The following is a 22,860-nucleotide window of genomic DNA, read 5'->3' on the forward strand; positions in this document are numbered from 1 at the left end:
CGCAAATTATTTCGACGGGTCAGCTCATTGCCTAACAGAACCACCAAACTTGGGAGACAGACCGGCAAGGGAAAAGGCCGCCAAGGTGCCACACGGGTAGACCTGATAGGTCGATGAAATCTTCCACGATACCATTCGCTTAAATGATGCAGTCGCGCATCTTGCTGTGATAGGGCCGTCAGAAAGGGGGACGTGCCAAGTGGCAAACATCAAATCTTGGTGCGGCGAGACCGTCACAAAGGTCAAAACGCACAGCCTCGTCTATCTTGAGGCTGACGCGGCGGCCCTCGTGAGCACGGGTGTCGCATCGGTGGCTGCTGTCGTTCCCGGGCATTATGCCGCACCCGATCGCATTGGCGACATCCTGCGGCGGCTCGGGAAGTCGGCGGTGGCAGACTATATCCAAACCAAGTTGCCGCAGGGTGCAAAATCACGGTCGGGCGATCTGGGGGAGATTCTTGCTGCCAGCTATGTGTCGGAATTCACCGGCTATTCGGTCGGCGTCTTCAAGTTGCGGTGGTCGGACCACCGCGAGATGGCGATGCGGGGTGACGATATATTGGGTATCAGGCTCGATCCTGGGGTCACGGTCAAATTTCTGAAGGGCGAGGTCAAAAGCCGCGCAGCGCTTGGCAAGAAGACGGTCGATGAAGCAAGGACGGCGCTTGCTTCCAGCAATGGGAGGCCGACGCCGCACGCGCTCGCGTTCGTTGCGGATCGATTGTTCGAAACGGGCGAAACCGCGCTGGCCGAGGTAATCGACCAGTTTCAGATCAAGGCCCGGATCGAAATCAATCAGCTGTCGCACCTGATGTTCATGTTCACCGGCAACAATCCGAGCAAACTGCTCACCGCCAATCTTAACGCCTACAGCGGCAAGATCCCACAGTTTGCGGTCGGCCTGCGGGTATCGACCCATCAGGCGTTCATCAAACAGGTCTTCGAGAAGGTGATCGCCGATGGCAACAAGCCCTGAAGCAATCGCCCAGTTGATCGCACAGGCGACGGCCGCCGGGTTCCGTGACGATTTGCTCGCGAAGGGACAGGCGCGGGCGATGGTGTGGCGCGACGGCGTGGTGCCGCCTGAAGCGCCGCAATTCTCGACCATGCTGACCTATGATCTCCTGAGTTACGCCTATTCGCTGATGAACCAGGGGTTGCGGCTGCTCGATCAGCAGGCCGAGTCTAGTGCCGCGCGAAGTGCCTTCGAACATGCCGCATCGGCGATTGAGGCGGCGACAGCGCGTGGCCGCATCACGAATGACCGGGATTTCCACCGGCTGATGGCAGGTGCCTGCTATCATCTTGCCCGCTATGCCGCACGGGCCTTCTCATTACTGCACGAGGGGTTGAACGAGGCCAATCTCAGCGTGCCGGAACGCGCGGTCGCGCTCCTCATGCTGCGGGACCTGATGACGCTCGAAACGCTGATTCGCGAGGAGCGTGACAACGCGTTGGAGGATGCGATGATCGCGCACCTCGCGGGAGAAGTCGCAGGTGACGCGCCAGCTTTGGACGACAGTGAAGACGAGTCGGTACACGAACCGCTCCTGCAGGTTGTCGATCGGGCGCTTTCCGACAATTTCACGGCAGCGCTCGCCATCGCACTGCTTGCGTTCGAGCGGGGAGACGAAGCGCTAATCGGCTCCGCGATCGAACGCCTGAAGACCGGCCTGTCTTCTGCGGCCGAACTCAACATCGTGCCGAGCTGGTGGTGCCACCGGCTCACGATCCACCTGCTCGACGATTTGTGGTCGTCGAGCTTCCACGTCCGCCTCCCCAAGGCTCCGGACGACGGTACAGCCGTCGATTGGGCCGCCTACCGCGAATTGTTCATCGCGTCACTCTTGCGTCGCGGTCGCTCCGAGATCGACCTGTGGCCTTCCCAGATCGATGCTGCGACCCGGGCGCTGGATCTCAACGACAATATGGTCATCTCGTTGCCGACGAGCGCGGGCAAGACGCGCGTCGCAGAGCTTTGCATCCTGGCCTGTCTCGCTGCGGGGCGCCGCGTCGTGTTCGTGACCCCGCTGCGCGCGCTCTCTGCGCAAACCGAAGTGACGCTTCAGCGTACCTTCCAGCCGCTCGGAAAAACGGTCTCAAGTCTCTATGGCGCGATCGGCGTCAGCGAAGTGGACGAGGATTTCCTGCGTGAAAGCGACATCATCGTCGCCACGCCAGAGAAGCTCGATTTCGCCCTCCGTAACGACCCTGACCTGCTCGATAGTGTAGGCCTCGTCGTCCTCGACGAAGGCCATATGATTGGACTGACCGAGCGCGAAGTCCGCTATGAGGTTCAGATCCAGCGCCTCTTGCGACGCAGCGACGCCAAGACCCGGCGCATCGTCTGTCTTTCGGCCATCCTTCCCGATGGCGATCAGTTGCAGGATTTCACGGCGTGGCTGACCGGCGACCAGGACGACGGACTAATCAAGATGGACTGGCGACCAACGCGCCTGCGCTACGGCGAGGTCGAATGGCGTGGCGATCACGCGAAGCTCGAAATCTCGGTCGGTGCAGAGAAACCGTACGTGCCGCGGTTCCTGACAGCCAGCCTGCCCAAGGGTCGCAAGACGCGCTTCTTCCCGTGTGATCAGCGCGAACTGTGCATCGCGACTGCCTGGGCGTTGGTCGCAGACCGGCACTCGGTGCTGATCTTCTGTCCGCAACGCCGATCGGTTGAGCCATTCGCCAAAGCCATCGTCGACCTAGCCAAACGCGGATCTATCGTGCCGGTGCTCGATCACGACCCGACCGTACTGGACAATGCGATCGCAATCGGCACTGAGTGGCTTGGCGTTGATAGTCCGGTGCTGGCATGTCTGCGCCTCGGCGTCGCGATCCATCATGGCGCGCTCCCCACGCCCTATCGCAAGGAAGTCGAGCGCTTGCTCCGCGATGGCGTTCTGCGGGTGACGGTGTCGTCGCCGACGCTCGCGCAGGGGCTGAACCTGTCGGCCACGACGTTGATCTTCCACGGCCTCAAACGCGGAAGTGAGCCGATCGACATCGCAGAATTCCGCAACGTCGTCGGGCGTGCCGGCCGCGCCTATGTCGATGTCGAGGGCTTGGTGATTATGCCAATGTTCGACCGGCTCACCAGTCGCCGTGCCGAGTGGAAGGGGATGGTCGATAGCGCCAAGGGCAAGGAAATGGAGAGTGGCCTGTTGAGGCTGCTGCTCTCTTTGATGGGCCGGATCGTCCGCAAGACCAAGGCCAAGTCGATGGCGACGGTCCTGGAATATCTTGCCGGCATGACCGCATGGGAGTTCCCGGTGCTGCCGACCGAAAGCAGCGATGTGAACGAACAGGAACGCGGGCGCTGGTCGGGGTATCTCACCACACTCGACACGGCGCTGCTCAGCATGCTCGGCGAGCAGGAAGTGCCGGACGATCAGATCGAGGCGATGCTCGATGACGTGCTGACGTCGTCACTGTGGACGCGGCGCCTTCAGCACCGCAAAGCTGCTGTCCAGCAGTTGCTCAAGACCGGGCTGGTCGCGCGCGCGAAATTCATCTGGGGCCGGACGACGGCCACGCAGCGTCGCGGCTATTTCCTTGCCGGCGTCGGCCTTGCGACCGGCGAAGCGCTCGACGCTGATGCCGCCGAACTGAACGAGCTTCTGGTCCGGGCCAATGGTGCCATTCTCGTCGATGATGCGGACGAAGCGATCGCCGCATTGACTGCGTTCGCCAAAAAGGTCTTCGCTATTGCTCCTTTCGTCCCCGACGACCTGCCCGATGACTGGCCAACCGTCCTGAAGGCGTGGCTCGAAGGTCGCGCGCTCGCGCCTCTTGCTGCCGGCAGGGAAGATGAGGTCCTGAAATTCGTCGAGCAGGCGCTGGTCTATAAATTACCTTGGGCGATGGAAGCCGTTCGGGTGCGCGGCCTAGCGCACGGCGATGTGCTCGAAGGCGGGCTCTCGATGGAGGATATTGAGCTCGGCGTGGCGGTGGGCGCCGTCGAGACTGGCTCGCTCAACGTCTCGGCGGTCATGCTGATGCATGCGGGATTTAGCTCGCGCTTGGCGGCGATCAGTGCGGTTTCGCAGACACAGGCGGATTTTACCACCATGTCGGAATTGCGTGCTTGGTTACGCGAAGACGCCGTCGCCGGTGGGTGCGACAATCCCGATTGGCCGACGACGGCATCGCATGGGCTCTGGCTTCAGTTCATCGAGAACATGGCGCCCGAACGACGGCGGACCTGGGCGTCGACAAGCCATGAGATCGATGTCAAATGGGATAAATTCGGCCCGCCAGTTGGAACAGCGCTGCGCTTCGTCGACGGAGGTGGCGAAACCCTTGTCTATGCGGCGGACTTCACGCGCCTCGGGCGTCTCGACAAACCGCTCAACTCGGAACGGCTGGGCTTGGCACTGGCAAGTGTCGGTTGGCTCGGCGATACCGTCGATGTCCGATATCTCGGTCCTGGTGATTTATTGTGCAGGTGATTGATGGGGCTACGACCGTCAAGTACGCGCCGAGGGAGGGGCAATAGCGACTCATCACACAGGGCCTCGCGATCAGTCTGACGGCGTAGAGCAGTGTGTTTCTGCGTAAACCGCACACAACGAGGCGCTGGCGAAAGTGCAGCGGACTAAGAGAGCAACTCAGTAAATTGGCCCGCGCTCCTGACCGTTCCGATCCGGTTGACGAGGCTTTTGTCTGCCCGCCCCAGGCGCCTGAAATCCTCCCGCGTACGCCGATCGACAAACAACTCGTCGACATAAGGGGCAAGGGCAGCAAGGCACTCGTCGGCAAGATCGCTTCCCGGCCGGCGTTGCCGATCCTGGCCATGGCGTTCGAGCCCGTGCTGGACCCAGAGGCTGGGCAGGATAGCCGGGTCAATGGCCTTCAGCCGCACATAGGGTACTCCAAGGTGATCGGCTATAATCCTGAGGCGCGTCCGATAGATGGCCAAGCGGTTGAGGTCGGCGAGCAGAGCATCGTCGCGGATCTCCTCGCGGTCGAGGCCCTGCCCGGTGAGCGCCCACTCCAAAAGGCCCCTCACGTCTATGTCAGGCGGCAGATCGACCTCGCCCACTTCTGACATGAACCAGTTCGCCACTCCAGCGGGGTCTTCGATCCGGACATCACCCCGGGCCCGGACATGATCGGTCACTTCGCCGGACATCCGGGCGAGGCGGGACTGGCGCTCGCTGGGCGGGCGGATCGAGCCTTTCACGATGTCGCCGACAGAGCGCCTGTCGTCGAACAGGCCCATGCGGCGAATGGCAGCGATCGAACGGGAACTGCGGTTGCGGCGACGGCATTCCGCGCGGACGACCTGCCAGATCCACATCTCGGTGCCGATCACATCGGTGCCGCTTCCAGTCCGGACAAGCAGGCCTCGCGCGGCCTCGCGAACCTCAGCCATTGCATCGGCTCCGTGAAGAGCGGCTTCAAGTTCCGCAGCCAAGATGTCAACGATCGTCCCAGTCTGCAGACTGCTATCGGGGTAGCGGACGAACCCGATCAACGGCAGCGACTGGATAAACCCGATCCGGCGCATAGCCCATTCACTATCCTCGATCGCGAGAAGTTCCTCGAGGTGGTGGAAGGTCAGGAGCGGAATGCGGCCAGCGGCGATCAGGCGGTCGTAAAGCGTGGCAGCCGCCACGTGGTCCCTGTGAAGGGGACGAAGCGTCGCATCGATCCAGCGGGACCAATGCGCGCTGTCAGGCGCGATGATGACGGGACGGACAATGGTCATTGCAAGGTAATCGGGCGAAGCTGGCCTGTCGTGCCGGCCCGCTCCTACTTCTTGCCGCTGCCGCCCTGGGTCGGGGGATTGGCGGGAGGTCCATTGCCGCTTTGGCCTGTGGTCGGTTGGTGGCCGTTCTGCGCTGTATTTGTCGGCGTCACTGCCATGGGCTGGTAGCCTTTGCCGAGCGGCTGGTAGCCGTCGTTCGCCATGGTCCGCCCGCTGTTTCCGTCCTTGGTGCTCATGTCTTTTGCCTTTGTGCCGGGGGAATTACTTGCGGGCGCTGGTGCCCTGCGTGGGAGGATTGACCGGAGGTCCACTCGAACTGGCTGCTGCGGTGGGGCCTTCTGCTCCAGACGAACGGGGTCTTGCGGCAACTGGCTGATGACCGCGCGTCTCGGTTGGCTGGTACCCGAAGTTACCCGCTCCGGCCGGGCAATTGGTCGTCATGCGTTCACTGGACATTGAGCGCCTCCTTCAACGCGGTAGGTATTCAATCGAGCGGATCTCGCCATGGGCCAGCCAAACGCTGGATCCACGGGGTGTCCAAGGCTCGCCTTCTCCGGGGAAATCGAAGACATACTCGACGAACAAGTCGCGCTCGGCCAGATCGGACGAGGCAAATGAGCCCGTACCTAGATAACCGTAAAACCTGGTCTCGTCCTTCAGGGTGACAATGATCCAGCATTCTTCGCAGGCGGAGAAGCGCCAGTCCCAAGCGGAACGGACCGGATGGACGGTGTTGATGCCAATGCGCGAGAGAAGGGCCTTGCTCCAGCCTTTGCGGGCATTGAGGCCGAGTGTCACACCTAGTGCTGCGGGAGCCACAAAGAGCAGACCAAACCAGCTAAGGCCATAGGTGCCGTCTATGCGTCCCGACGTATAGAGGCCCTCGGCCAGAGGAAAGGCCATGGCGTGGTAGGCCAGCGACAACGTGATGTATGCAAGTGCCCCTTCGGAAACTGGCGGCAACCGACCGGCGAGGAATTGGCTGCGGAAATAAAGCGCGATCACACCTGGTACTGTAAAGACCAGAAACAGCACCAACACTTCGGGTTTTAGCAATTCGCCCAAGGAATGATCTCCTTATGTTCCCGTCTACCTGTTGCGTGCTTCCCGGACAAGCTGAGAGGTTGGCTTCCCCACATCTTTTGTCCGACACATGATCCGACGACGGAGTCCGGCCGGACGCATGCGCAGCAATGGTTAGGACAGATGCAGAACAATGGTTGACAGTGGCTGGGTGTAGGTCCAGCCTTGCTGGACGGCTTTACCTCCATGCCTGTCGCCAAGCTAAATAGGTTTTGATTAACTCTTCAGTCTGCCCGCGAAACCAGTGGTCAGCTCGATTAAATGGCGACCGATGTGACCCCTTGGAGTTCGCATGGCTATCCTGTTGCCAACATCTGCAAATATTCGTTTGCTCAAGACCGTCCTTATGGGTGATTTTGATATGCGCTCCGCACACGCCACGGAAGCGATTGCCGCGCTAATCGGATTTCGATCCAATTTAGCTTACTTGACGGCCTCCAATCATTGGTCAGACGCGACGGTCTACGATGCAAATTTCGATGCCTTCGAGGATCGCGCAGCCCACTTGGGTTACGACAGAACCTCGTCTGAACATTTTCGATTCATTTTCAATGGGATCAAGTGGCCAGACCCAGCTTGGGGATTATTCGACAAGCGAGACTCCGCCGGTCGAGATGCATGGTTTTATGAGTGCCAACGGCGCAAGATTCCATTTCTACATATATCCAGGGCAAAAACGTATTGCACGGTGCATTGGGACCATATCAGTTTGGATTCTGAGTATGATCAAATGGTCAGGCAAGCTGCCGATGGTGATATTGGAACGATTTTATTTCGAACTTATCAGCTGATTGCTGCCGGCGTTGAGCCCAAGAGTTTTTTTGAAGGCAGCGCTTTGGTCGGGAGCGTGACCGGTCTGTCTGAATCGAGCGCTCGACAAATTGCCAATTCGTTTGCCCTAAGACTCTTTCCCGGAAACGTACAATCCGCATTGGCGGCGTGATGGAGCCGCAAAGCAAACAGCAGCTATGTCGCCTTCGGCACCCAAAAGCAGACTGACCGCAATGTGCTCGGTTTCATCCATAATCCACCGTGTAAATGTACGGCAGGTACTAGCGGAAAGCTTCGAGATCGGTCCGCGAACCGTCCGCCACTTATGGTAGATCTTTGAGAGGGCACGCACTAGAGTTCCCGTGCATCTGCCGGCCCCTTGACCTCGGCTTGACCTCGACATAGATTGCGTAGGCTCCCGGTAGGAGCACGGCACCTGCCATTCCAAAGCTGTCCGACAGCACTACCCTGTACTTTCCGCTGCTTCGTTCAACCATGTTGTTCAGGCTTGCGAGGTGGTCGGCAGGTGACGCTTCATTGCGAGCATGGAGAACAACCATGTTGAAGGAAGCAATCCGTCCGTCGACAATCATTGGCATTAAGCGACTGGCCAATCAGGCGAAGAAGGCGTCTGGGATCACCCATGGCGAGGCCCTCGACCTTGCCTCGAAAAAGGCTGGGTTCGAGAACTTCGCGCACGCGCGACGCGTCCTCTATAGCAACGACAATTCTGCGGCCAACGGTCACCGGTTGTTCCTCACCTACTATTGGTATGAACGTAAGCCCTACCGCTCGGGCCGTGAGACAATCGAGATCCGACTATCGCGACCCCTGCTGGAAATCTGCAGCAAGCGCGGACTGAAGCTGGAGCGCACGTTGTCGAGATTGCGGTTGGCCGCGCCCGATCATCTCCTGTCTGATTCAATCACCGAGCATCAGAGCTTCGCACGCGGGGAACTATGCAAGGCGGTACGCGCGCTGCGCTTCATGGAGGCGACCGGACTCGAGCCGAGTGAGTATCGCCACGCTCGCAAAGCCACGGTAGCGCTCGACGAGCGCTTGCCAAAGCGCGACCACAGCACCGACTGGAATGATCCGCGGACCGGACGCTACATCATGCTTGACGAACCCTATGCCGCCGCCGTCGTCAGCGACGATCGTGCGGCCTGGGCGTCGCGCAACGGCTGGCATCTGCAGGCGTCGACCTGGCCTGGCATTTACAGTCCCGGCGCGTGTCCGCTATTCGTTGCGGCTGCGAAGGACGACGCTTTCGACTTCGGCGCCCTGATGCATCAGATTGACGGGCTCGCCCCGCCAGTCACCGCCGAACACTGGCCTGGCGTGTCCGTCACCGGCCACGAGACTTTCATTTCGCCAATGGCAGTCACGCCACAGGACCACCGGCGGGCGCGGGCGAAGGGCACGACCTATCAGGTGCCATCGAAGACGACGGAACCTTACAGTTCGATGTGGAGCAGCCGCCGGAAGCCTATCGGGGCTCTAGGCATCCCCGGGCACCAAGAGGCAGGCCGTATGATCAAGGCACTACTGCGGTCTGGCGCACGGCCTTGGTCGGTCAAGGAGCGGCTTGAGACTCTGCGCTGCACGTTGGAGGACTGGCTCGGCAAGGAAATCGAGCGAGAGGAACTGTCCGATGGAGATTTCTTTGACGTCTATTACCACGAGATCAATGAAAACGATCCGTTTGTCGCCGTTGCCGCGACCAGCGTCGGCGTGATCGACCTGCTCGGGCAGCTTCGCAGAAAGCTTACAGAGGCTTATCCCGACTGCGCGCCATTGCGCAGATTGACCGGTCGGATCGACACCTCGGTGAAATTCATGGTCAGGTCTCAACAACGCGATTGCGGGGAAGACCATTACGGCGGGTGAACGGAGGTCTGTTGATAGGTAACTCCTAGCTCACTTTGGAGCTAGGTTTTTCCGGGCTCCCGCGTCAAGGCGATCGGCGGAAATGTTGGCGACTATTGTCGAAGCGTCTGATGACCCAATATTTCGGCAACAATCCGTCCGATTGGTCGCATTGGATCATGCGGGCAGTTTCCGCGATCCCATTCAAGGATTGCGGAAACTTCGCCAGAGATTTCCGCATAGTTCCCTGCAATCGCCAGCAACGCTTGAACCTCCACAATCTCCCGCAAGCTTGTGCCTTGCCACAGCCGGACGTCAGGCTCGGAGGATGCATCGGGCGTTCCGAACACCTGCACGAAATAAGTATCAAGCCCCGGATCCCAGCCAACGGCTACCTCGAAAATGTCCGAGTACTCCGGCAGCGGTTTCAACGAATACCGGCTCATCGGCTCACCAGTCGCTCGCCAGCATGATCGTGACCACGCGGAAGCTTTGCTGCGCATCCCACGGCGTCTCCGACCCCCAGGAGAACGTCCCGTCGTTGGCATACACATCGATCTTCCAGAAGATTTTGTGCCCCTGGAACTCGACGGCACCAAAGTCGCGCTCACCGTGAGGGTCATTGCCCGGATCGATCGGTGTTTCATTGATAAGCCTGCGAAGCGCGGCCTGCCCCAGCATCAGATTGGCCTGGCGGGCGCCGGGGTGCTCGGCGTCGCCAGCAAGGATGTCGGCCAGTGCCCGGGTGAACACAGTGCGCGAAGTTGGCAGTGAACCTGCACGGGCAGCGTCGTTGAGCCGGGCGATCTCGGAAGTGTGGTCAACGGCGGCGGACGTCAGTTGAGCAAGCTGGGTCATGGGTTCTTCCTTTCAAGATTGATCCCCCGCCGAGTGCCCCCTCCCCTCCGCTGTCCGGTTGACGGGGTTTGAGTGTTCACGCTACGTTCTTTTGGAAAGGATCACGCCATGCCCGCTCCCAGCCACCTCGACCATTTCGATCTCGACATCGGCCTGCGCGATGCCTCGTGCGAGGAGAACCTGCCGCCGGTGCGCCGGGCGATCGCGGCGCTGTGCATCGGGGTCGGGGTGGACGACGCCTACCTGTCGGTCCGCGAACTGCGCGAGGCAGTGTCGTTGGTGCATGAGAATGCCCCCGGTGGGCGGGCAAAGCTCGCCGGTATACTCAGCACCCAGTGCGACGATTTCCAGCGGGCGATCTATTATTGCCTTGCCGGGCGCGGCGTGGTCGAGATGGCCGCGGCGATGGATTGGCTGCTGACGATGCTCAAGGCGCGCGGCCGCACTGCGGCCTGGCTCAGCCGCATGCGGGTGCGGCGCAAGGATCTCGTTTCACCCTATGTCAGCGAAGCGCCCGATGGCCCGGTCGTATCGGCCAGCCCGGATTTCGAGCTCGGGCAATCGTGGTTCGTCGAGCGCGGGCCAGGTCCCTACTGATCATCCGGCTCGTCATCGTTGCAGGTGACGACCCGCGAGACGGTGCGCCACGGCGCCGCCTTGCTCGCCAGCACCACGCGGAAGGGCTGCAGCGGATTGCCGGTCTTGACCACGGCGGTGTCGCCCTGGACGTGCTCGGCAACCCGGGTGGCGATCCGGTTGGCATTCTCGATGCTGCACAGGCGCGCCCGCTTGGACGAGCGCTGTGGTGGGGTGGGATCGGTCATGGCGCTACTCGCTTGGGTGCCGGTCACGAGGCTGACGGGGCCACGGGCGGCGGCACGATCGTCCACGCCCGGCTCATCAGCTTGCTGATCTTCACCCCGACCCCGTCGCTAACCCGGCGTAAGGTAGTCTTGCGGCCCGACTGGACGACGCGGAAGCTGCGTTCGCTCTGCCCGTCGGTGAATGTCAGCGGCTCGGCCAGCACCAGCATTTCGCCGGGCGCCGGCTTGCGGCGCGTGGTCAGGGCAAGGCGCTGGCGGCAGTGCTCACGCCACTGCGCGGCATATTCGTTGCCGGGTGGCCCAAGCAGATCGAGGATCGCGGCGGGGCAGTCGTAATTGTAGGGCCCCATCGTTTCAGTGAGATCCTTGTATCCAAACTCTTCGCCGCTGCGCGCGCCGGGGCTCCATTTGACAAGGCAGATGATCGCGAATGTCTCGCGCGGGCCTTCGACATCGTAGCTCTGGCAGGCGGCGTAGTAGGCCCCCGAACGCACGGTGGATTTGAGGACACGCAGCCCCGTTGCCCGGCCCTTGTCGGGGTCGGGCGGATAGGTGCACTGGTTGTCGAGATAAGCCTTCGGCGTGGCGAACGGGGCCATGCCGCCGCGTGACATGAACAGCCAACCCATATGGGGTCTCCTAGACGAGCGCCTGCTGGCGCGGATTTATCGAAAGGCCGGTCTCGCGAACGACGAGCGCGCGGAAGCTGGGCGGTGCGGCAAGGACGGCGATGTCGCAGAAGTGGTTGCGATCGCCGAGGTAGTCCTGGCGCCCCTTGCAGCGGCGGAACATGACCTCGCGGCCCGGACGGATGCAGGGGATCGAGACCTGGACATAGATTTCGTCACCGTGGAGCGTGATCTCGCCCGAGATCGCAGGCCCCGCAAAGTTGCTGCGCAGATCGTACTGGTCAGGTTCGAGTCCCAGATGGCGCGCCGCCACCCGCAGCGCCGAACGCGCCTCGCGGTGGAAGGCGCGCTTGGCCTCGGGGTCGTAGCCGATGCCGCGGCGGGCCAGCGCGACAAGCGCGGGCTTGGACTTCAGCTCGTCGATCTTGGCGAGGCACTGCCGGCGCAGCGGCAGGTCTTCCGCGAAGGTTTCATCGGGCGCGTGGCCGAGCGCGATGCGGCCGACGTGACGCGCGAGCAGGATCGTCGCGGGATCGCGGGCCGGGTCGATCCCGGCGTTGCGCGCGTCCTGCATCGCATCGACGACGGCCTGGGTGGCGGTGGCAATGGTCGCGAGTGCGTCGGGCTGCAGGGCACGGCGATAGCGGAAATCGAGATCGTAGTTCATCGGTGAAGTCTCCCTTTGCGCCCCCTGGCGCATCGGGCTCCCACCCCCTCCCCTTCCCGCTCGCTCTGCGAGCGGCCGCAGTGCCTCCGCTTTCCGGACGCCGTCAGGCTGCCTCCTTGAGTTCGTCCGGCAGGGGCGAACCGAGCGCCGGATCAAACTGGCGCAGCCACTTCACCGCCTGCTCGGCCTTGGCCGCCGCATGGAGGATGGCGGTCTTGTCGCCGCGCAGGATCTTCATCCAGTGGTGGATGTAGGAGGCGTGGCTGTCGTGGAGTTCGTTGGGGAGGCCGTATTCGGCGCAAAGGGTGGCTTGGCACAGCGACGCGACGATTTCTTCGAAGGCATAGGCATCGTCCCCGAAGCGCTTGCCGAACTGGCGGTTGAGCCGTTTGGCCGACCCCGTGGCGTGGCCGAGCTCGTGGCACCGGGTCGAGAAGTAAGCCTCGATCGAATGGAATGCGTTTGGCGACGGCAAGGTCACCGTGTCGGTGCTCGGCGTGTAATGCGCGCTGTCGCCGCCGTGGACGACGCGGACCGGGATCGCGTCGAGAAAGGCCTGCACCCCGGCCGAGAGCTCGCCGATCGCCTTGGGATCGGGCGGCTCGGGGTAGTAGTGCGCCGGCAGGCCCTCGATCTGCGAAGCGTTGAAGACGTGGTTCCACTTCATGAACCGGATGGTCTTCTCGGTCGTCTCACCGGTTTGGTGATCGGTGTCGGTCTTGCGCGCCGAGGAGTAGAACACGCTGAACGAGCCGCTCTCGCCCTTGCGGACATGGGCGCCGTGTTCGAGCGCCTGGCGGAAGGTCATCCAGTAAGGGCTGGCGTAGCCCCGGCTCTCGGCGACCGCCCAAAGAAAGAACGTGTTTATCCCCGAATAGGGAACCCCGTTGTGGCGGAGCGGCCGCGTGCTGGTCGAGGTCCAGGGCTTGAGCCAGGGAGCGGTGCCCGCGGCGATCTTCTCGAGGATCAGGTCGGTGATGACCTGCGCGACGTCGGGTTTGGGGTGACGGGTCATTGGGCCGGGCCCTCCGGCACAGGATCGGGCGAGAGGTCGGAGGCGGCGCTCGACCAGGAAAGGCGCAGCGTGCGCCCATGCGGGATGCGCCAGGCGACCCGGTCAGCGAAAGCCATGCGGATGCCAGCGAGGATCGCGGCATCCTCGCCCTCGAGGATGGCATGGGCACGCACCGCCGCATCGTGGCGGAATCGGGTCTCCTGGGTGTCGTAGCTGTCCGCATCGGAATCGTCCGAAGGCGAGAACACCGCATCGATGATGAGGTCGGTGAGATCATCGGGCCCTAGCGCGGTGGTCCGGGTCAGTGCAATGCGCGCGCAGTCGGGGTCGCCCCAGGAGTCGGCATCTTCCAGGATCGCGAAGTCGGTCTCGAGATCGAGCCGCCGGTCGTGCTGATCGGTGAGTTCGATGGTGATCGCGTCGGGGCGCAGGGTGACAGCTTCGGCTTCGCCCGCGGGTATGCCGCCATCGAAGGTGTAGCGCTCGCCGGTCCGCACGAAGGCCGGGAGGGCATCGTACCAGGGATAGCCGATGAAGTTGGTGATCGGTTCGTAGAACGCGCGCGGTTCGGGGCCGCCGAGGCGGTGCATCTCGCCGCCGTTCGAGCGCCGCAATGCCCGCCCGAAAGTGACCGCGTCGAAGGAGTCAGTGTCGTCATAGATCGCCGATCCCGGTTCGAGGTCGGCAAACCGCGGCACCTCGCGGTAGCTGTCGCGGGCGAGCGTCGGGTACCACAGCGGCAATTGCCGGGCCGCCTGCGGGAAGTCGTCGTGGTAGAGGTTCGCCTCGAGCCAGTTGTCGAAGCTCAGGCGGTGGAACGGTTCCTCGCGGATGACCGAAAAAATCGCCTCGCGGCAGAGCGCCACGAGCCGGTCGAGTGCGGCGTTGCGGTAGATTTCCTTGCGGGCGGGCAGCACCAGGACGAGATCGGGCGCGTCGATCACGTCGACCTGCACCGACCACTGGGTGTGATGGACTTCCTTCACGACCGGGAAGGCGTGTTTCAACGTGACCCCGTGGAAGTTGAGTGTCGCGATGTGGGGCGAGTACCGGTCGCGGAACACGCCGATCCGGAACCCCTCCCGCTCGATGACCTTGTGCGCGTCTGCGAGGAAATCGGCGCGGGCGAGGTCCTTGCCGTTGTAGCTGACGGCAAGCGACAGGAACCGCGCCGCCGCCTCGACGCAGCGTTCGAGCTTACCGTCAGGCTGCGGATCGAACCGGAAGGCGATTGTCGTGCCGGGCGCTCCATCCCACGGGAGCACATCGATGTCGGCCTCGCCGGTCCAGGCATCCCCCGCAATCGCGAGCGAGAATGCACCGCCCCCGCTTCGCGAACTGACCACCGTGTCAAGGCCAGCCAGACTGAAGAAGCCCATGCCCGCCGGGTCCTCGCGGGTGCGGCATTCGTCGGACCAGTCGGATTGGCCGAGCGAGAGGAGGTCGACCGGATCGGCGATCCCGCCGCCGTCGTCGCCTACCGTGATGAGGCAGGCGTCCGCCAGATGCTCCGCGGTGACGGTGATGCTGGTCGCACCCGCGCGGCGGGCATTCTGGAAGAGTTCGTTGAAGATGTCGTCGAGGGTCCCGTTGAAGATCCGGGTAACCTTCGAGATCGCGTGCGGAGAGACCCGGGCGCGCAGCTTGGTGATCATGGTCATGAGGTGGTTCCTGGATGGGCCGGCACGCTGTCACAGGGCGCAAGGGATGCGCGGGCAGCGTGCCGGCAGGGCTGGCTCAGGCGTCGACGGTCTCGCCGGCGTCGGCGTCCTGCTCTTCGGCAGGTTCGAGGTCGCCCGCATCGCTCTCGGGTTCGTGCTCGACCGGCGCCTCGTCATCGGGCTCGCTCGCCGCGAGCACCCGGAACCGCATGGCTTCTGGCACCCACGCGAGGGCGGCTTCCTTTACCTCGGGGGCGACGATGGTCTCACCGGCAAACAGCTTCTCGCAGGAAGCCGAGAGGTCGCCCTTCTTCGAGCCCATGAAGCTCGCCGCCATGGTTGGGCCGCCGACTTCGCTGACATGGGCGAGCAGCGCCTGCTTGCTGACGCGGTCGAAGTAATTGGCCGAGGTCGGCCGCCAGTGGCTGGCGACGTTGATCCCCATCAGCGCCGCAAGGTGATCGTGGAGATCGATCGGCTCGGGGCCGGACTGCCCTGCCTTCTTGTCGATCCCCATGCTCGCCTCCAGCGTCTTTGCCATGCACCAGGCGAGCCAGCTTGCCTTGGCATCGTCGTCGAGCGCGCTGAACGCCGAGAACCGGTCGACCGTGCGGCGATGCTCGGTCCACGACAGGTCGAGCGTCTCACGCATGTCAGCCATCAGCGTATGCGCCGGGCTTTCGGGGTAGTTGGCGAGGTAGATCGAGGGCGACGGCGCGCGGAGCGTCGTTCCGAGCGCCTGCGCACTGTAGAGCGCGCGGGAGTCCGCGATAGCGAAGATCAGGTAGTCGAGTGCGATCGCCGGGTTCGAGGCGAGGTTGATCGCGAGAATGTCGCGGCGCTGCACCGCGAGCTCCTCGACCAGCTTCTGCGACAGTGGCTTGGGCGCGGACGAGGCGCTACCGCCATCCCCTGCCGTTCCGCTGGCACCCTCGGCGGCGTCGCCCCCGCGGGCCTTGCGGCGTTCGAGCGGCTTGTCGCTGTAGAGGCCGCTGGCAACCGTGGGCTGGCCGTCGGCGCCGATGATCACGAAGCAGCCGACATTCGCCTTCATCTCCTCGGGGATCACCGGGGGTTTGTCGTGGAGCGCGTCGTAGGCGCTGCTCGCGGCATCCCAGCGGGTCTGGAACTCGGCGGCGGCAGCCTCGTCGTCTTCGTCGAGGGTCTCGCTTTCAGCTTCCAGCGCCGAGATCGTCTCGAGGAGCTTGTCAGCCTCGACTTGTTCCTCGTCGGTGAGCGGTGCCGGTTCGAGATGGACCTGGTGGAGGTCTTCGGTCGCGTTGTAGGTGACGCGGGTCTCAAGGATCGGGCGCACCCAGGCATAGCCGGAGGTTTCGGCAATCTCGGCCGCAAAGGCCTGGAGCTTCTCGCCGGCAATGCGCTGGGCGATCTCGGCATCGATCCAGGTCTCGCCGCCATCTTCGGTGAAGAGGTCACGCTCGATCTTGCCGCCAGCGGCCAGGTAGTCGGCTTCGGTTGCCAGCTTCGCCATTGGCGAGGATGAGCGGATCGCGCTGTGCGTGACCATGCGGCGGATTGAATCGGGGTTGTTGCCCTGCCATGAGTTCGACAATTCGCTCCAGACCATCATCTGGCGATCATGGTTGGGCGTCGTCGCATAGGCCTTGGCGACATCGAGGGTGATCTTGCCCTCCTCGAGTGCGGCGAAGATCGGATCGGCAAGGTCGGCAAGCCGCAGGCGGCCTTCGATGAACCGGCGGGTGCGGCCGAACCGCTTGGCGATCGCGTCGAGGTCGCTGCCCTCGTTGACGAAGTGCTTGTAGGCGCGGATCTCGTCGGTCGGCGTCATATCTAGCCGGATGACGTTCTCGATCAGCGAGAGTTCGGACTGCTCGGCGGTATCGATGTCGAGCACCCGGCAGGCGACGGGGTGGTCCTTGGGGAGCTTGCCGGCGGTCAGAAGGAAGTTGAGGGCGCGCAGGCGGCGGCCGCCTGCGGTCACGTCGAACATGCCGCGCTTCTTGGCGGGCACAACGATCAGGTTCTGGAGGAGGCCCTTGGCCTCGATATTGGCAGCCAATTCTTCGATGAAGAGGTTGCTGTCGTTCTTGCGGACGTTGGCTTCGGACAGCCGTAGCTTGCCGAGCGGGATCAACTCGATGTCGTTCATGGGGGTGCTCCTGAAAGCCGGATTTGGCCGAGCCCTTCGGCTCACCTCTTCCAGCCCCCCTCCCCTCACAGTTTCAGGACGCTCCGGACGTCAGACCGAGCCCGAAATGCTTGCGGGCACAGCCGTTCAAAGCCCCGTGAGGCATAAATTGTGGATTTATGCCTCAAGATACGGCATAGAGTGAGGCATAAACGCAGGATCAATGCCTCATGAAGTGGAACTGGCAGCAGCCGGATTGGCCTGATTTTCGCTGGAACGGCGCTGCTCTCGCCGCGCTCGAGGCGCGATTCCTGCAGCAGTCGGGCGTCATGATCGGCGTGGTGAAGCACCTTGGCGAGAAGGACCGCACGAGCGTCGTTCTCGACGTGATGACCGACGAAGCGATCAAGACCTCGCAGATCGAGGGCGAGTTGCTCAATCGCGACAGCGTCCAGGTATCCTTGCGACGCGAGTTCGGGCTCGAGACCGAGAAACGCCGCGTTCTGCCCGCCGAGCGCGGGATCGCGGAAATGATGATCGACCTCTACCGCGGCTTTGCCGATCCGCTAACCGAGGACGTTCTGTCGCACTGGCACCGGTTGGTGCTGAGCGGGCGCAGCGACGTCGAGGCGGTCGGACGCTACCGCGAACACGAAGATGCGATGCAGGTGGTTTCGGGCGTGCTGCACAAGCCGACCGTTCACTTCGAAGCTCCGCCGTCGAGCGCGATGGCGGATGAGATGGCCCGGTTCCTGGAATGGTTCGCCGCGAGCGGTCCTGCCGGCACGGCACCCCTGCCCGCCCTTACCCGGTCGGGCCTCGCCCATCTCTACTTCGTCAGCGTCCATCCTTTCGAGGATGGCAATGGCCGCATTGGCCGGGCGATCTCTGAGAAGGCGCTGTCGCAGGCAATCGGGCAGCCCAGTCTCATCGCCTTATCGCAGACGATCCAGCGCAGGCGCTCGGCCTATTACGATGCGCTCGAAGCCGCCAACAAGGTCAACGAGGTCACCGACTGGCTCGTCTATTTCGCCGAGACGGTACTGGAAGCGCAGGCGCACAGCCTGGCTCTCATCGATTTCCTGCTCGCCAAGACGCGGTTCCACGACAAGTTTCGCGGACGACTCAATGCGCGGCAGGAAAAGGTCATCGTGCGCATGCTGCGCGAGGGCCTTGATGGCTTCAAGGGCGGGCTTAGTGCTGCAAACTACGTCACCATCGCCGACACCTCGCGCGCGACCGCGACGCGTGACCTGCAGGAGCTGGTGGCGATGGGCGCACTTGGCCAGACCGGGACCCTCAAGTCGACGCGCTACCATCTGCTGATCGACGCGGAACGCCCCTCATCCAACATCGCCGCGCCCATCTAACAGCAGTGATGTTAAATGAGCGCGGGGGTCAGGCCTGCCCGGCGATGCTGGCGATGATCGCCTCGGCCCGGTCGAGTGGCACGAACACCCGCGTCTTGTAGGCGATGATTTCGGTGAAGCAGCCCATGGCCTTGAGCTCGGGAATGCGCGCGGCTTCGGCATCGACGATCTCGATCCTTCGGGAACCGTTCACCCGGGACGTCCGGATGGTAAAATTGAGGGGATGCGGCGCCTTCCACGTGCCCCCACCGAGAATGGCGGCGGCAATCTTGGTCGGATCGGTCTGCGCCTTGCGGGCAACCCCAAGCTTCTCGAGGGTCGCATCGACGTAGAGGTCGTGGACATGGCGGCCGAGCCAGGAGGCGCCCGACTTGTCGACGATGCGGTTGACCGTGAGGTCTTCCTTGGGAAGCGCGCCCCAGATTGGCAGGAGCAGGCCGGTCGCGAGATAGACGGTCTCTGTGACCAGTTGGCTCTCGTCGGCGGCGTATTCCTCTTCCCACAGCGCGCTGAACCGGGACTTGGTGACGGGCTCCCAGGCGGACTCGTCGAGACGGTCAGCGCGGAGGTACTCGCTGCGCAAAGGCCGCACGAGTTCGTAACGGCGGATCATGTGGCCCTCCTCGTCCATGTGCGAGGGCGCCGCGATGCCGAGCGCAACCTTCCCCGACTTGTCATTGCGCAGAAACAGCGGCTGTTCCTCATACGATGCCATTTTGAGCACGCGCTCGAGCGAGAGGACCTTGCGCCGCTGGGTCAGCGACAGCTCAAGCAGGTGCGAGGTCGCGCCGGTCACGGGGTCGGTCCGGATCACCGTGTCGGACAGCACCTCGCAGGCCTCGACCGCCACGGTCTCGACGCCGATGTCGAAGGTGCCGGCTTCCTTGGCTGCGGAGACGCGGGTTTCAACAAGGGTGAGGAACTCGTCGAAGATGGCGTTCTGGACGGCGATCTTCATGGCGAGGATGCGGTTGAGCCAGCGCTGGATCGGCGGCAGGTCCTCGCGCAGAATCCCGTCCTGATCGGTGAGCTCAAGCCCGCTCATCCGTTGGAACTCGGCCAAGGTCGTGCTCTTGAGCTTGGCGGTTGCGAGCAGGCCGTACCAGTCGTGCAGCGCGTGCTTGGCATAGATGCTCTCGAGGTTGTCGCTGGCATCGAACATGCCCTGCCCGCCGGTCTGGCGCTGGCCGCGAGTAAGCGCGCCCAGTGCGTCGAGGCGCCGGGCGATCGTGCTGGTGAACCGGGCCTCGCCCTTGCAGTCGGTGGTGACCGGTCGGAACAGCGGCGGGCAGGCCTGATGGGTGCGGTGGGTGCGCCCCAGCCCCTGGATCGCACGGTCCGCGCGCCAGCCAGGTTCGAGCAGGAAGTGGACCCGGCGCTGCTGGTTCCTGGCATCAAGACTGGCGTGATAGCTGCGGCCCGTGCCGCCCGCATCCGAGAACACAAGTATGCGCTTGGCCCCGGTCATGAACGCGGTCGTCTCGGCAAGATTGGTCCGCGGCGAACGGCTCTCGAGGCGCTGCTGGCCCGAACCATCCCGGACGAGGCGTTTGCTACGCCCGGTGACCTCGGCCACCGCAGTCACGCCGTAGTGCTCCAGCAGGGCATCAAGCGCGGTCGGGATCGGCGGCATCGCGCAGATATGCTCGATCAGGTCTGCGCGCGTAGCCTCGGCCTGCGGGTTGTGGACCGGATTGCCTGCCTCATCCCACATCGGCCGCGAGCGCACGTCGCCGAGCTCGTCGGTGTATTCTTCCATCTGCCGGGTCGGGAAGGCCCGGGTGAGGCAGTCCACGATCGCCTCCCTGGGCGAAAGGTCCAGTTCCAGCGCTTCGCGCTCGTCGGGATCGAGCTCATTTAGGCGCCGATTGAGGATCGATTCCGCCGTGCTGACGAGTTGGACGACCACACTTTCGTCGTTCGCCAGATGCTCGTCGATCGCGGGATAGATCGAGGGCAACTTCAGCGAGAGCAGCACCTGGGCAAAGAACCGCTGCTTCGTCCCCTCGAACCGGCTGCGGGCCGCCGCCTTGGCGCCGCTGTTGAGGGTTTTGTTCTCAAGCCCATCGACGATCCCGGTGAGTTCGAGTGCAGCCTCGAGGTTCTGGTGAATGATCGTCCAGGCCTCGCAATAGGTGTCGTAGACCGCGATCTGCTCCGGGGTCAGATCGTGGCGGAGGATGTCGTACTCGATCCCAGCGAAGCTGAGCGCCCGGGCGAGGTAGAGCCCGGAGGCCTTGAGGTCGCGCGCCACCAGTTCCATCGCGGCAATGCCGCCGTCGCGGATCTCGCTGATGAACTGCTCGCGGTTCGCAAAGGCCGTGCCCGGTCCCCACAGGCCAAGTCGGACCGCATAAGCAAGATTGTTGACGTCCGATGCGCCGGTGGCCGAGGCGTAGAGCACCCGGGCGCGGGGCAGTGTGTTCTGGAGCAGCACCCCGGCAATGCCTTGGAGGGAGCCCTGCTTTTGGCCAAATGCCCCTTCCCCGCCCGCAACGCCGCCCATTTCGTGGGCCTCGTCGAAGACGATCACGCCTTCGAAGTCTTCGCCGGCCCAGCGGACGATCTGGTCGAGCCGGGTATCCTCGACGCGCGAGCTGCGCAGCGTGCCGTAGGCAACAAACAGGATGCCCTCGGGCGCGGTGATCTCCTCACCGATCTTCCAGCGGGCAAGGTCGAGAATGTCCGACGGCAATCCGCCGATCGCCGTCCAGTCGCGCTGTGCGTCCTCAAGGAGCGGCGCATTCTTCGAGATCCAGATGTGGCGGTGATTGCCCTTGAGCCACTGGTCGAGAATGCAGGCCGCAGCCTGCCTCCCCTTCCCTGCCCCGGTGCCGTCGCCAAGGAAGAACCCCGTGCGGTAGAGCTTACCCTCAGGATCCTCCTTGAGCGCAACCTCGCCGGCGGGATGGCTGAAGCGGCCATGAAGGTCGCGGCTCCAGGCCTCGCCCGCGTAAATCACGGTTTCAAGCTGGGCGGCGGACAGCAATCGCGCGGTCACCGTGCGTTCGGGCAAAGCGGGCACGTAGCCGGGTTTGGGCGCGGCGATCGAGGCCATGGCGGCGGATTCGACCAGGTGCGTCGGGTGTTCGCCAGCTTCCGCGATCACCACGCGTGAAGGCCGGTAATCGGCATAGACCCCGCGCTGCTCGCCCATCGCGGCGGGTTCGGCCAGCACTTCGTATGCGACGGGACGGACCTCATTGGTATTTGCCGCCCGCACGATCACGGGCCGGGCTGGGCCGGTCTTCACCGAGCGGAACAGGCTGAGCTTTGGTCGGGGCGCTGCCGCCTGCGTCGGGTCGCGCAATGGCGCCCGAGGCGGCAGGGTTGGCAGCGCGGCGAAGAGTTCGCCGACCGAACCGCGATTTATCGTGGATACGCCGATCTCGCCTGGCATCTTGTCGATCACCAGCACGCGAACGGCGATACCGGTGCCGTGCTTGGCATAGCCGCCCTTGGCCAGACGAAGCGACAGGACGACCCGCGCACCTTCGAGGGTGCGCCGGAAGGTTTCTTCGTACCTGGCTGAGGGCGAGAACCAGTCCGGCATGATCGCGACGATCCGGCCTCCGGGCAGCAGATGGTCGAGGGCGGCCCGCAGGTGTCTGGCGGCAGTGTTCTGATCTTGCCCACGTGATTGCGACACCGAGAACGGCGGGTTCATCAGGACGGCGCTTGGCCGTTCAGTTCCGGAGAGCAGCGCGCTGAGTTTTGCGCCGTCGTGGCGGTAGACCTTCGTTCCCGGAAACACGGCCTCGAGCAGGTCGGCGCGGGTTGCCTCGAGTTCGTTGAGTATCAGATCCTTGGCCGCGCCCTTGGCAAGCGAAGCGATGATCCCGGTGCCTGCGCTCGGCTCAAGCACCACGTCATCGCTCGAAAGCCGCGCCAGATGAACTGCAAGACGGGCCAGCGCCGGCGGCGTCGAAAACTGCTGAAACTGGATCTGGTCCTCGCTGCGTACCGTGTGGGTTGGCAGTTCTTTCGCCAGCGCCTCCAGCGTGGCGATCGCCGCGCCGACGTCCATGCGGCTGACAAGCTCGGGAATGGCGAGGGAGAGCGCGACTTCCAGCGCTTCGAAACTGTCACGCTGCTGCCAGGCACCTGCTGCGTCACGGCCGCCAGCACTTTCGGTCATGGCTTGGCTCAGAGCGGCGCGGTCGATCGGAACAGCGAGGAGCAGCTTGGCGGCAAGTGTGCGCGCAGCGCCGAGAATGGCGCTCGCGCGCGGAATCGTTGTGGTCATGCGGAGAACTCCTGAGCTCGTGCCGATCAGCGGCACACCCG

18 protein-coding genes are annotated in these 22,860 nt (G+C 63.4%); 6 read left to right on the top strand and 12 right to left on the bottom strand.

Going from position 1 to position 22,860, the window contains the following annotated elements:
• Positions 1 to 199 precede the first annotated feature (199 nt).
• The gene (locus OO12_RS24620; RefSeq protein WP_020997453.1) at positions 200 to 976 is read left to right on the top strand and encodes a Hachiman antiphage defense system protein HamA; all 777 of its coding nucleotides are present in this window, start codon (positions 200 to 202) and stop codon (positions 974 to 976) included.
• Positions 960 to 4,454, top strand: coding sequence for a DEAD/DEAH box helicase (locus tag OO12_RS24625; protein WP_006949373.1), 3,495 nt, complete (start codon positions 960 to 962; stop codon positions 4,452 to 4,454). Before OO12_RS24620 ends, OO12_RS24625 begins: the two co-directional genes overlap by 17 nt.
• A 146-nt stretch (positions 4,455 to 4,600) precedes the next feature.
• Here the strand turns inward: OO12_RS24625 and OO12_RS24630 are convergent, their stop codons facing one another.
• The 3 genes from OO12_RS24630 to OO12_RS24640 all read right to left on the bottom strand — a co-directional run bounded on the left by OO12_RS24630 (position 4,601) and on the right by OO12_RS24640 (position 6,781).
• Positions 4,601 to 5,716, bottom strand: a complete 1,116-nt coding sequence (locus tag OO12_RS24630) for a hypothetical protein (protein WP_006949372.1) — start codon at positions 5,714 to 5,716, stop codon at positions 4,601 to 4,603.
• A gap of 44 nt (positions 5,717 to 5,760) precedes the next feature.
• Positions 5,761 to 5,952, bottom strand: a complete 192-nt coding sequence (locus OO12_RS24635; protein ID WP_006949371.1) for a hypothetical protein — start codon at positions 5,950 to 5,952, stop codon at positions 5,761 to 5,763.
• Between the two features lie 232 nt (positions 5,953 to 6,184).
• Complete coding sequence (locus tag OO12_RS24640; RefSeq protein ID WP_006949369.1) at positions 6,185 to 6,781, bottom strand: DUF6338 family protein; 597 nt, start codon at positions 6,779 to 6,781, stop codon at positions 6,185 to 6,187.
• Positions 6,782 to 7,091: 310 nt separating this feature from the next.
• Between OO12_RS24640 and OO12_RS28350 the strand changes: the two genes are divergently transcribed.
• Both OO12_RS28350 and OO12_RS24650 read left to right on the top strand, forming a co-directional pair.
• Complete coding sequence (locus tag OO12_RS28350; protein ID WP_020997454.1) at positions 7,092 to 7,742, top strand: hypothetical protein; 651 nt, start codon at positions 7,092 to 7,094, stop codon at positions 7,740 to 7,742.
• Between the two features lie 386 nt (positions 7,743 to 8,128).
• On the top strand, positions 8,129 to 9,460 hold the full coding sequence (locus OO12_RS24650) for a DUF5623 domain-containing protein (protein ID WP_006949368.1): 1,332 nt from the start codon (positions 8,129 to 8,131) through the stop codon (positions 9,458 to 9,460).
• Positions 9,461 to 9,552: 92 nt separating this feature from the next.
• Here the strand turns inward: OO12_RS24650 and OO12_RS24655 are convergent, their stop codons facing one another.
• Together OO12_RS24655 and OO12_RS24660 are read right to left on the bottom strand one after the other, a co-directional pair.
• Positions 9,553 to 9,885, bottom strand: a complete 333-nt coding sequence (locus OO12_RS24655; protein ID WP_020997455.1) for a hypothetical protein — start codon at positions 9,883 to 9,885, stop codon at positions 9,553 to 9,555.
• Positions 9,886 to 9,889: 4 nt separating this feature from the next.
• A complete protein-coding gene (locus OO12_RS24660; protein ID WP_006949366.1) occupies positions 9,890 to 10,297 on the bottom strand; it encodes a DUF3768 domain-containing protein in 408 nt (135 codons plus the stop codon).
• Positions 10,298 to 10,405: 108 nt separating this feature from the next.
• Between OO12_RS24660 and OO12_RS24665 the strand changes: the two genes are divergently transcribed.
• Positions 10,406 to 10,894, top strand: coding sequence for a hypothetical protein (locus OO12_RS24665; RefSeq protein ID WP_006949365.1), 489 nt, complete (start codon positions 10,406 to 10,408; stop codon positions 10,892 to 10,894).
• Here OO12_RS24665 and OO12_RS24670 read toward each other — a convergent pair.
• The 6 genes from OO12_RS24670 to OO12_RS24695 form a co-directional block, all read right to left on the bottom strand.
• Entirely contained in the window at positions 10,888 to 11,121 is a 234-nt protein-coding gene (locus OO12_RS24670) for a hypothetical protein (protein WP_020997456.1), read from the bottom strand. The two genes, OO12_RS24665 and OO12_RS24670, sit on opposite strands and share 7 nt — an antisense overlap.
• Positions 11,122 to 11,144: 23 nt before the next feature.
• Positions 11,145 to 11,750, bottom strand: a complete 606-nt coding sequence (locus OO12_RS29220; protein ID WP_006949362.1) for a DUF6927 domain-containing protein — start codon at positions 11,748 to 11,750, stop codon at positions 11,145 to 11,147.
• Between the two features lie 10 nt (positions 11,751 to 11,760).
• Positions 11,761 to 12,417, bottom strand: a complete 657-nt coding sequence (locus tag OO12_RS24680; RefSeq protein ID WP_006949361.1) for a hypothetical protein — start codon at positions 12,415 to 12,417, stop codon at positions 11,761 to 11,763.
• Between the two features lie 103 nt (positions 12,418 to 12,520).
• A complete protein-coding gene (locus OO12_RS24685; RefSeq protein WP_006949354.1) occupies positions 12,521 to 13,432 on the bottom strand; it encodes an ArdC family protein in 912 nt (303 codons plus the stop codon).
• Entirely contained in the window at positions 13,429 to 15,093 is a 1,665-nt protein-coding gene (locus OO12_RS24690) for an ATP-binding protein (protein ID WP_020997457.1), read from the bottom strand. Before OO12_RS24690 ends, OO12_RS24685 begins: the two co-directional genes overlap by 4 nt.
• A gap of 76 nt (positions 15,094 to 15,169) precedes the next feature.
• A complete protein-coding gene (locus OO12_RS24695; RefSeq protein WP_006949349.1) occupies positions 15,170 to 17,224 on the bottom strand; it encodes a ParB/RepB/Spo0J family partition protein in 2,055 nt (684 codons plus the stop codon).
• 209 nt (positions 17,225 to 17,433) lie between these two features.
• Here OO12_RS24695 and OO12_RS24700 point away from each other — a divergent pair, with 209 nt between their 5' ends.
• Positions 17,434 to 18,573 carry a Fic family protein gene (locus tag OO12_RS24700; protein ID WP_006949347.1) on the top strand — a complete coding sequence of 380 codons (1,140 nt, stop codon included), beginning with the start codon at positions 17,434 to 17,436 and terminating at the stop codon, positions 18,571 to 18,573.
• A gap of 28 nt (positions 18,574 to 18,601) precedes the next feature.
• Here the strand turns inward: OO12_RS24700 and OO12_RS24705 are convergent, their stop codons facing one another.
• Entirely contained in the window at positions 18,602 to 22,819 is a 4,218-nt protein-coding gene (locus OO12_RS24705) for a strawberry notch-like NTP hydrolase domain-containing protein (protein WP_006949344.1), read from the bottom strand.
• Between the last annotated feature and the right edge of the window lie 41 nt (positions 22,820 to 22,860).

The sequence above is a fragment of the Sphingomonas sp. ERG5 genome, from assembly GCF_000803065.1.
Lineage (GTDB): Bacteria > Pseudomonadota > Alphaproteobacteria > Sphingomonadales > Sphingomonadaceae > Sphingomonas.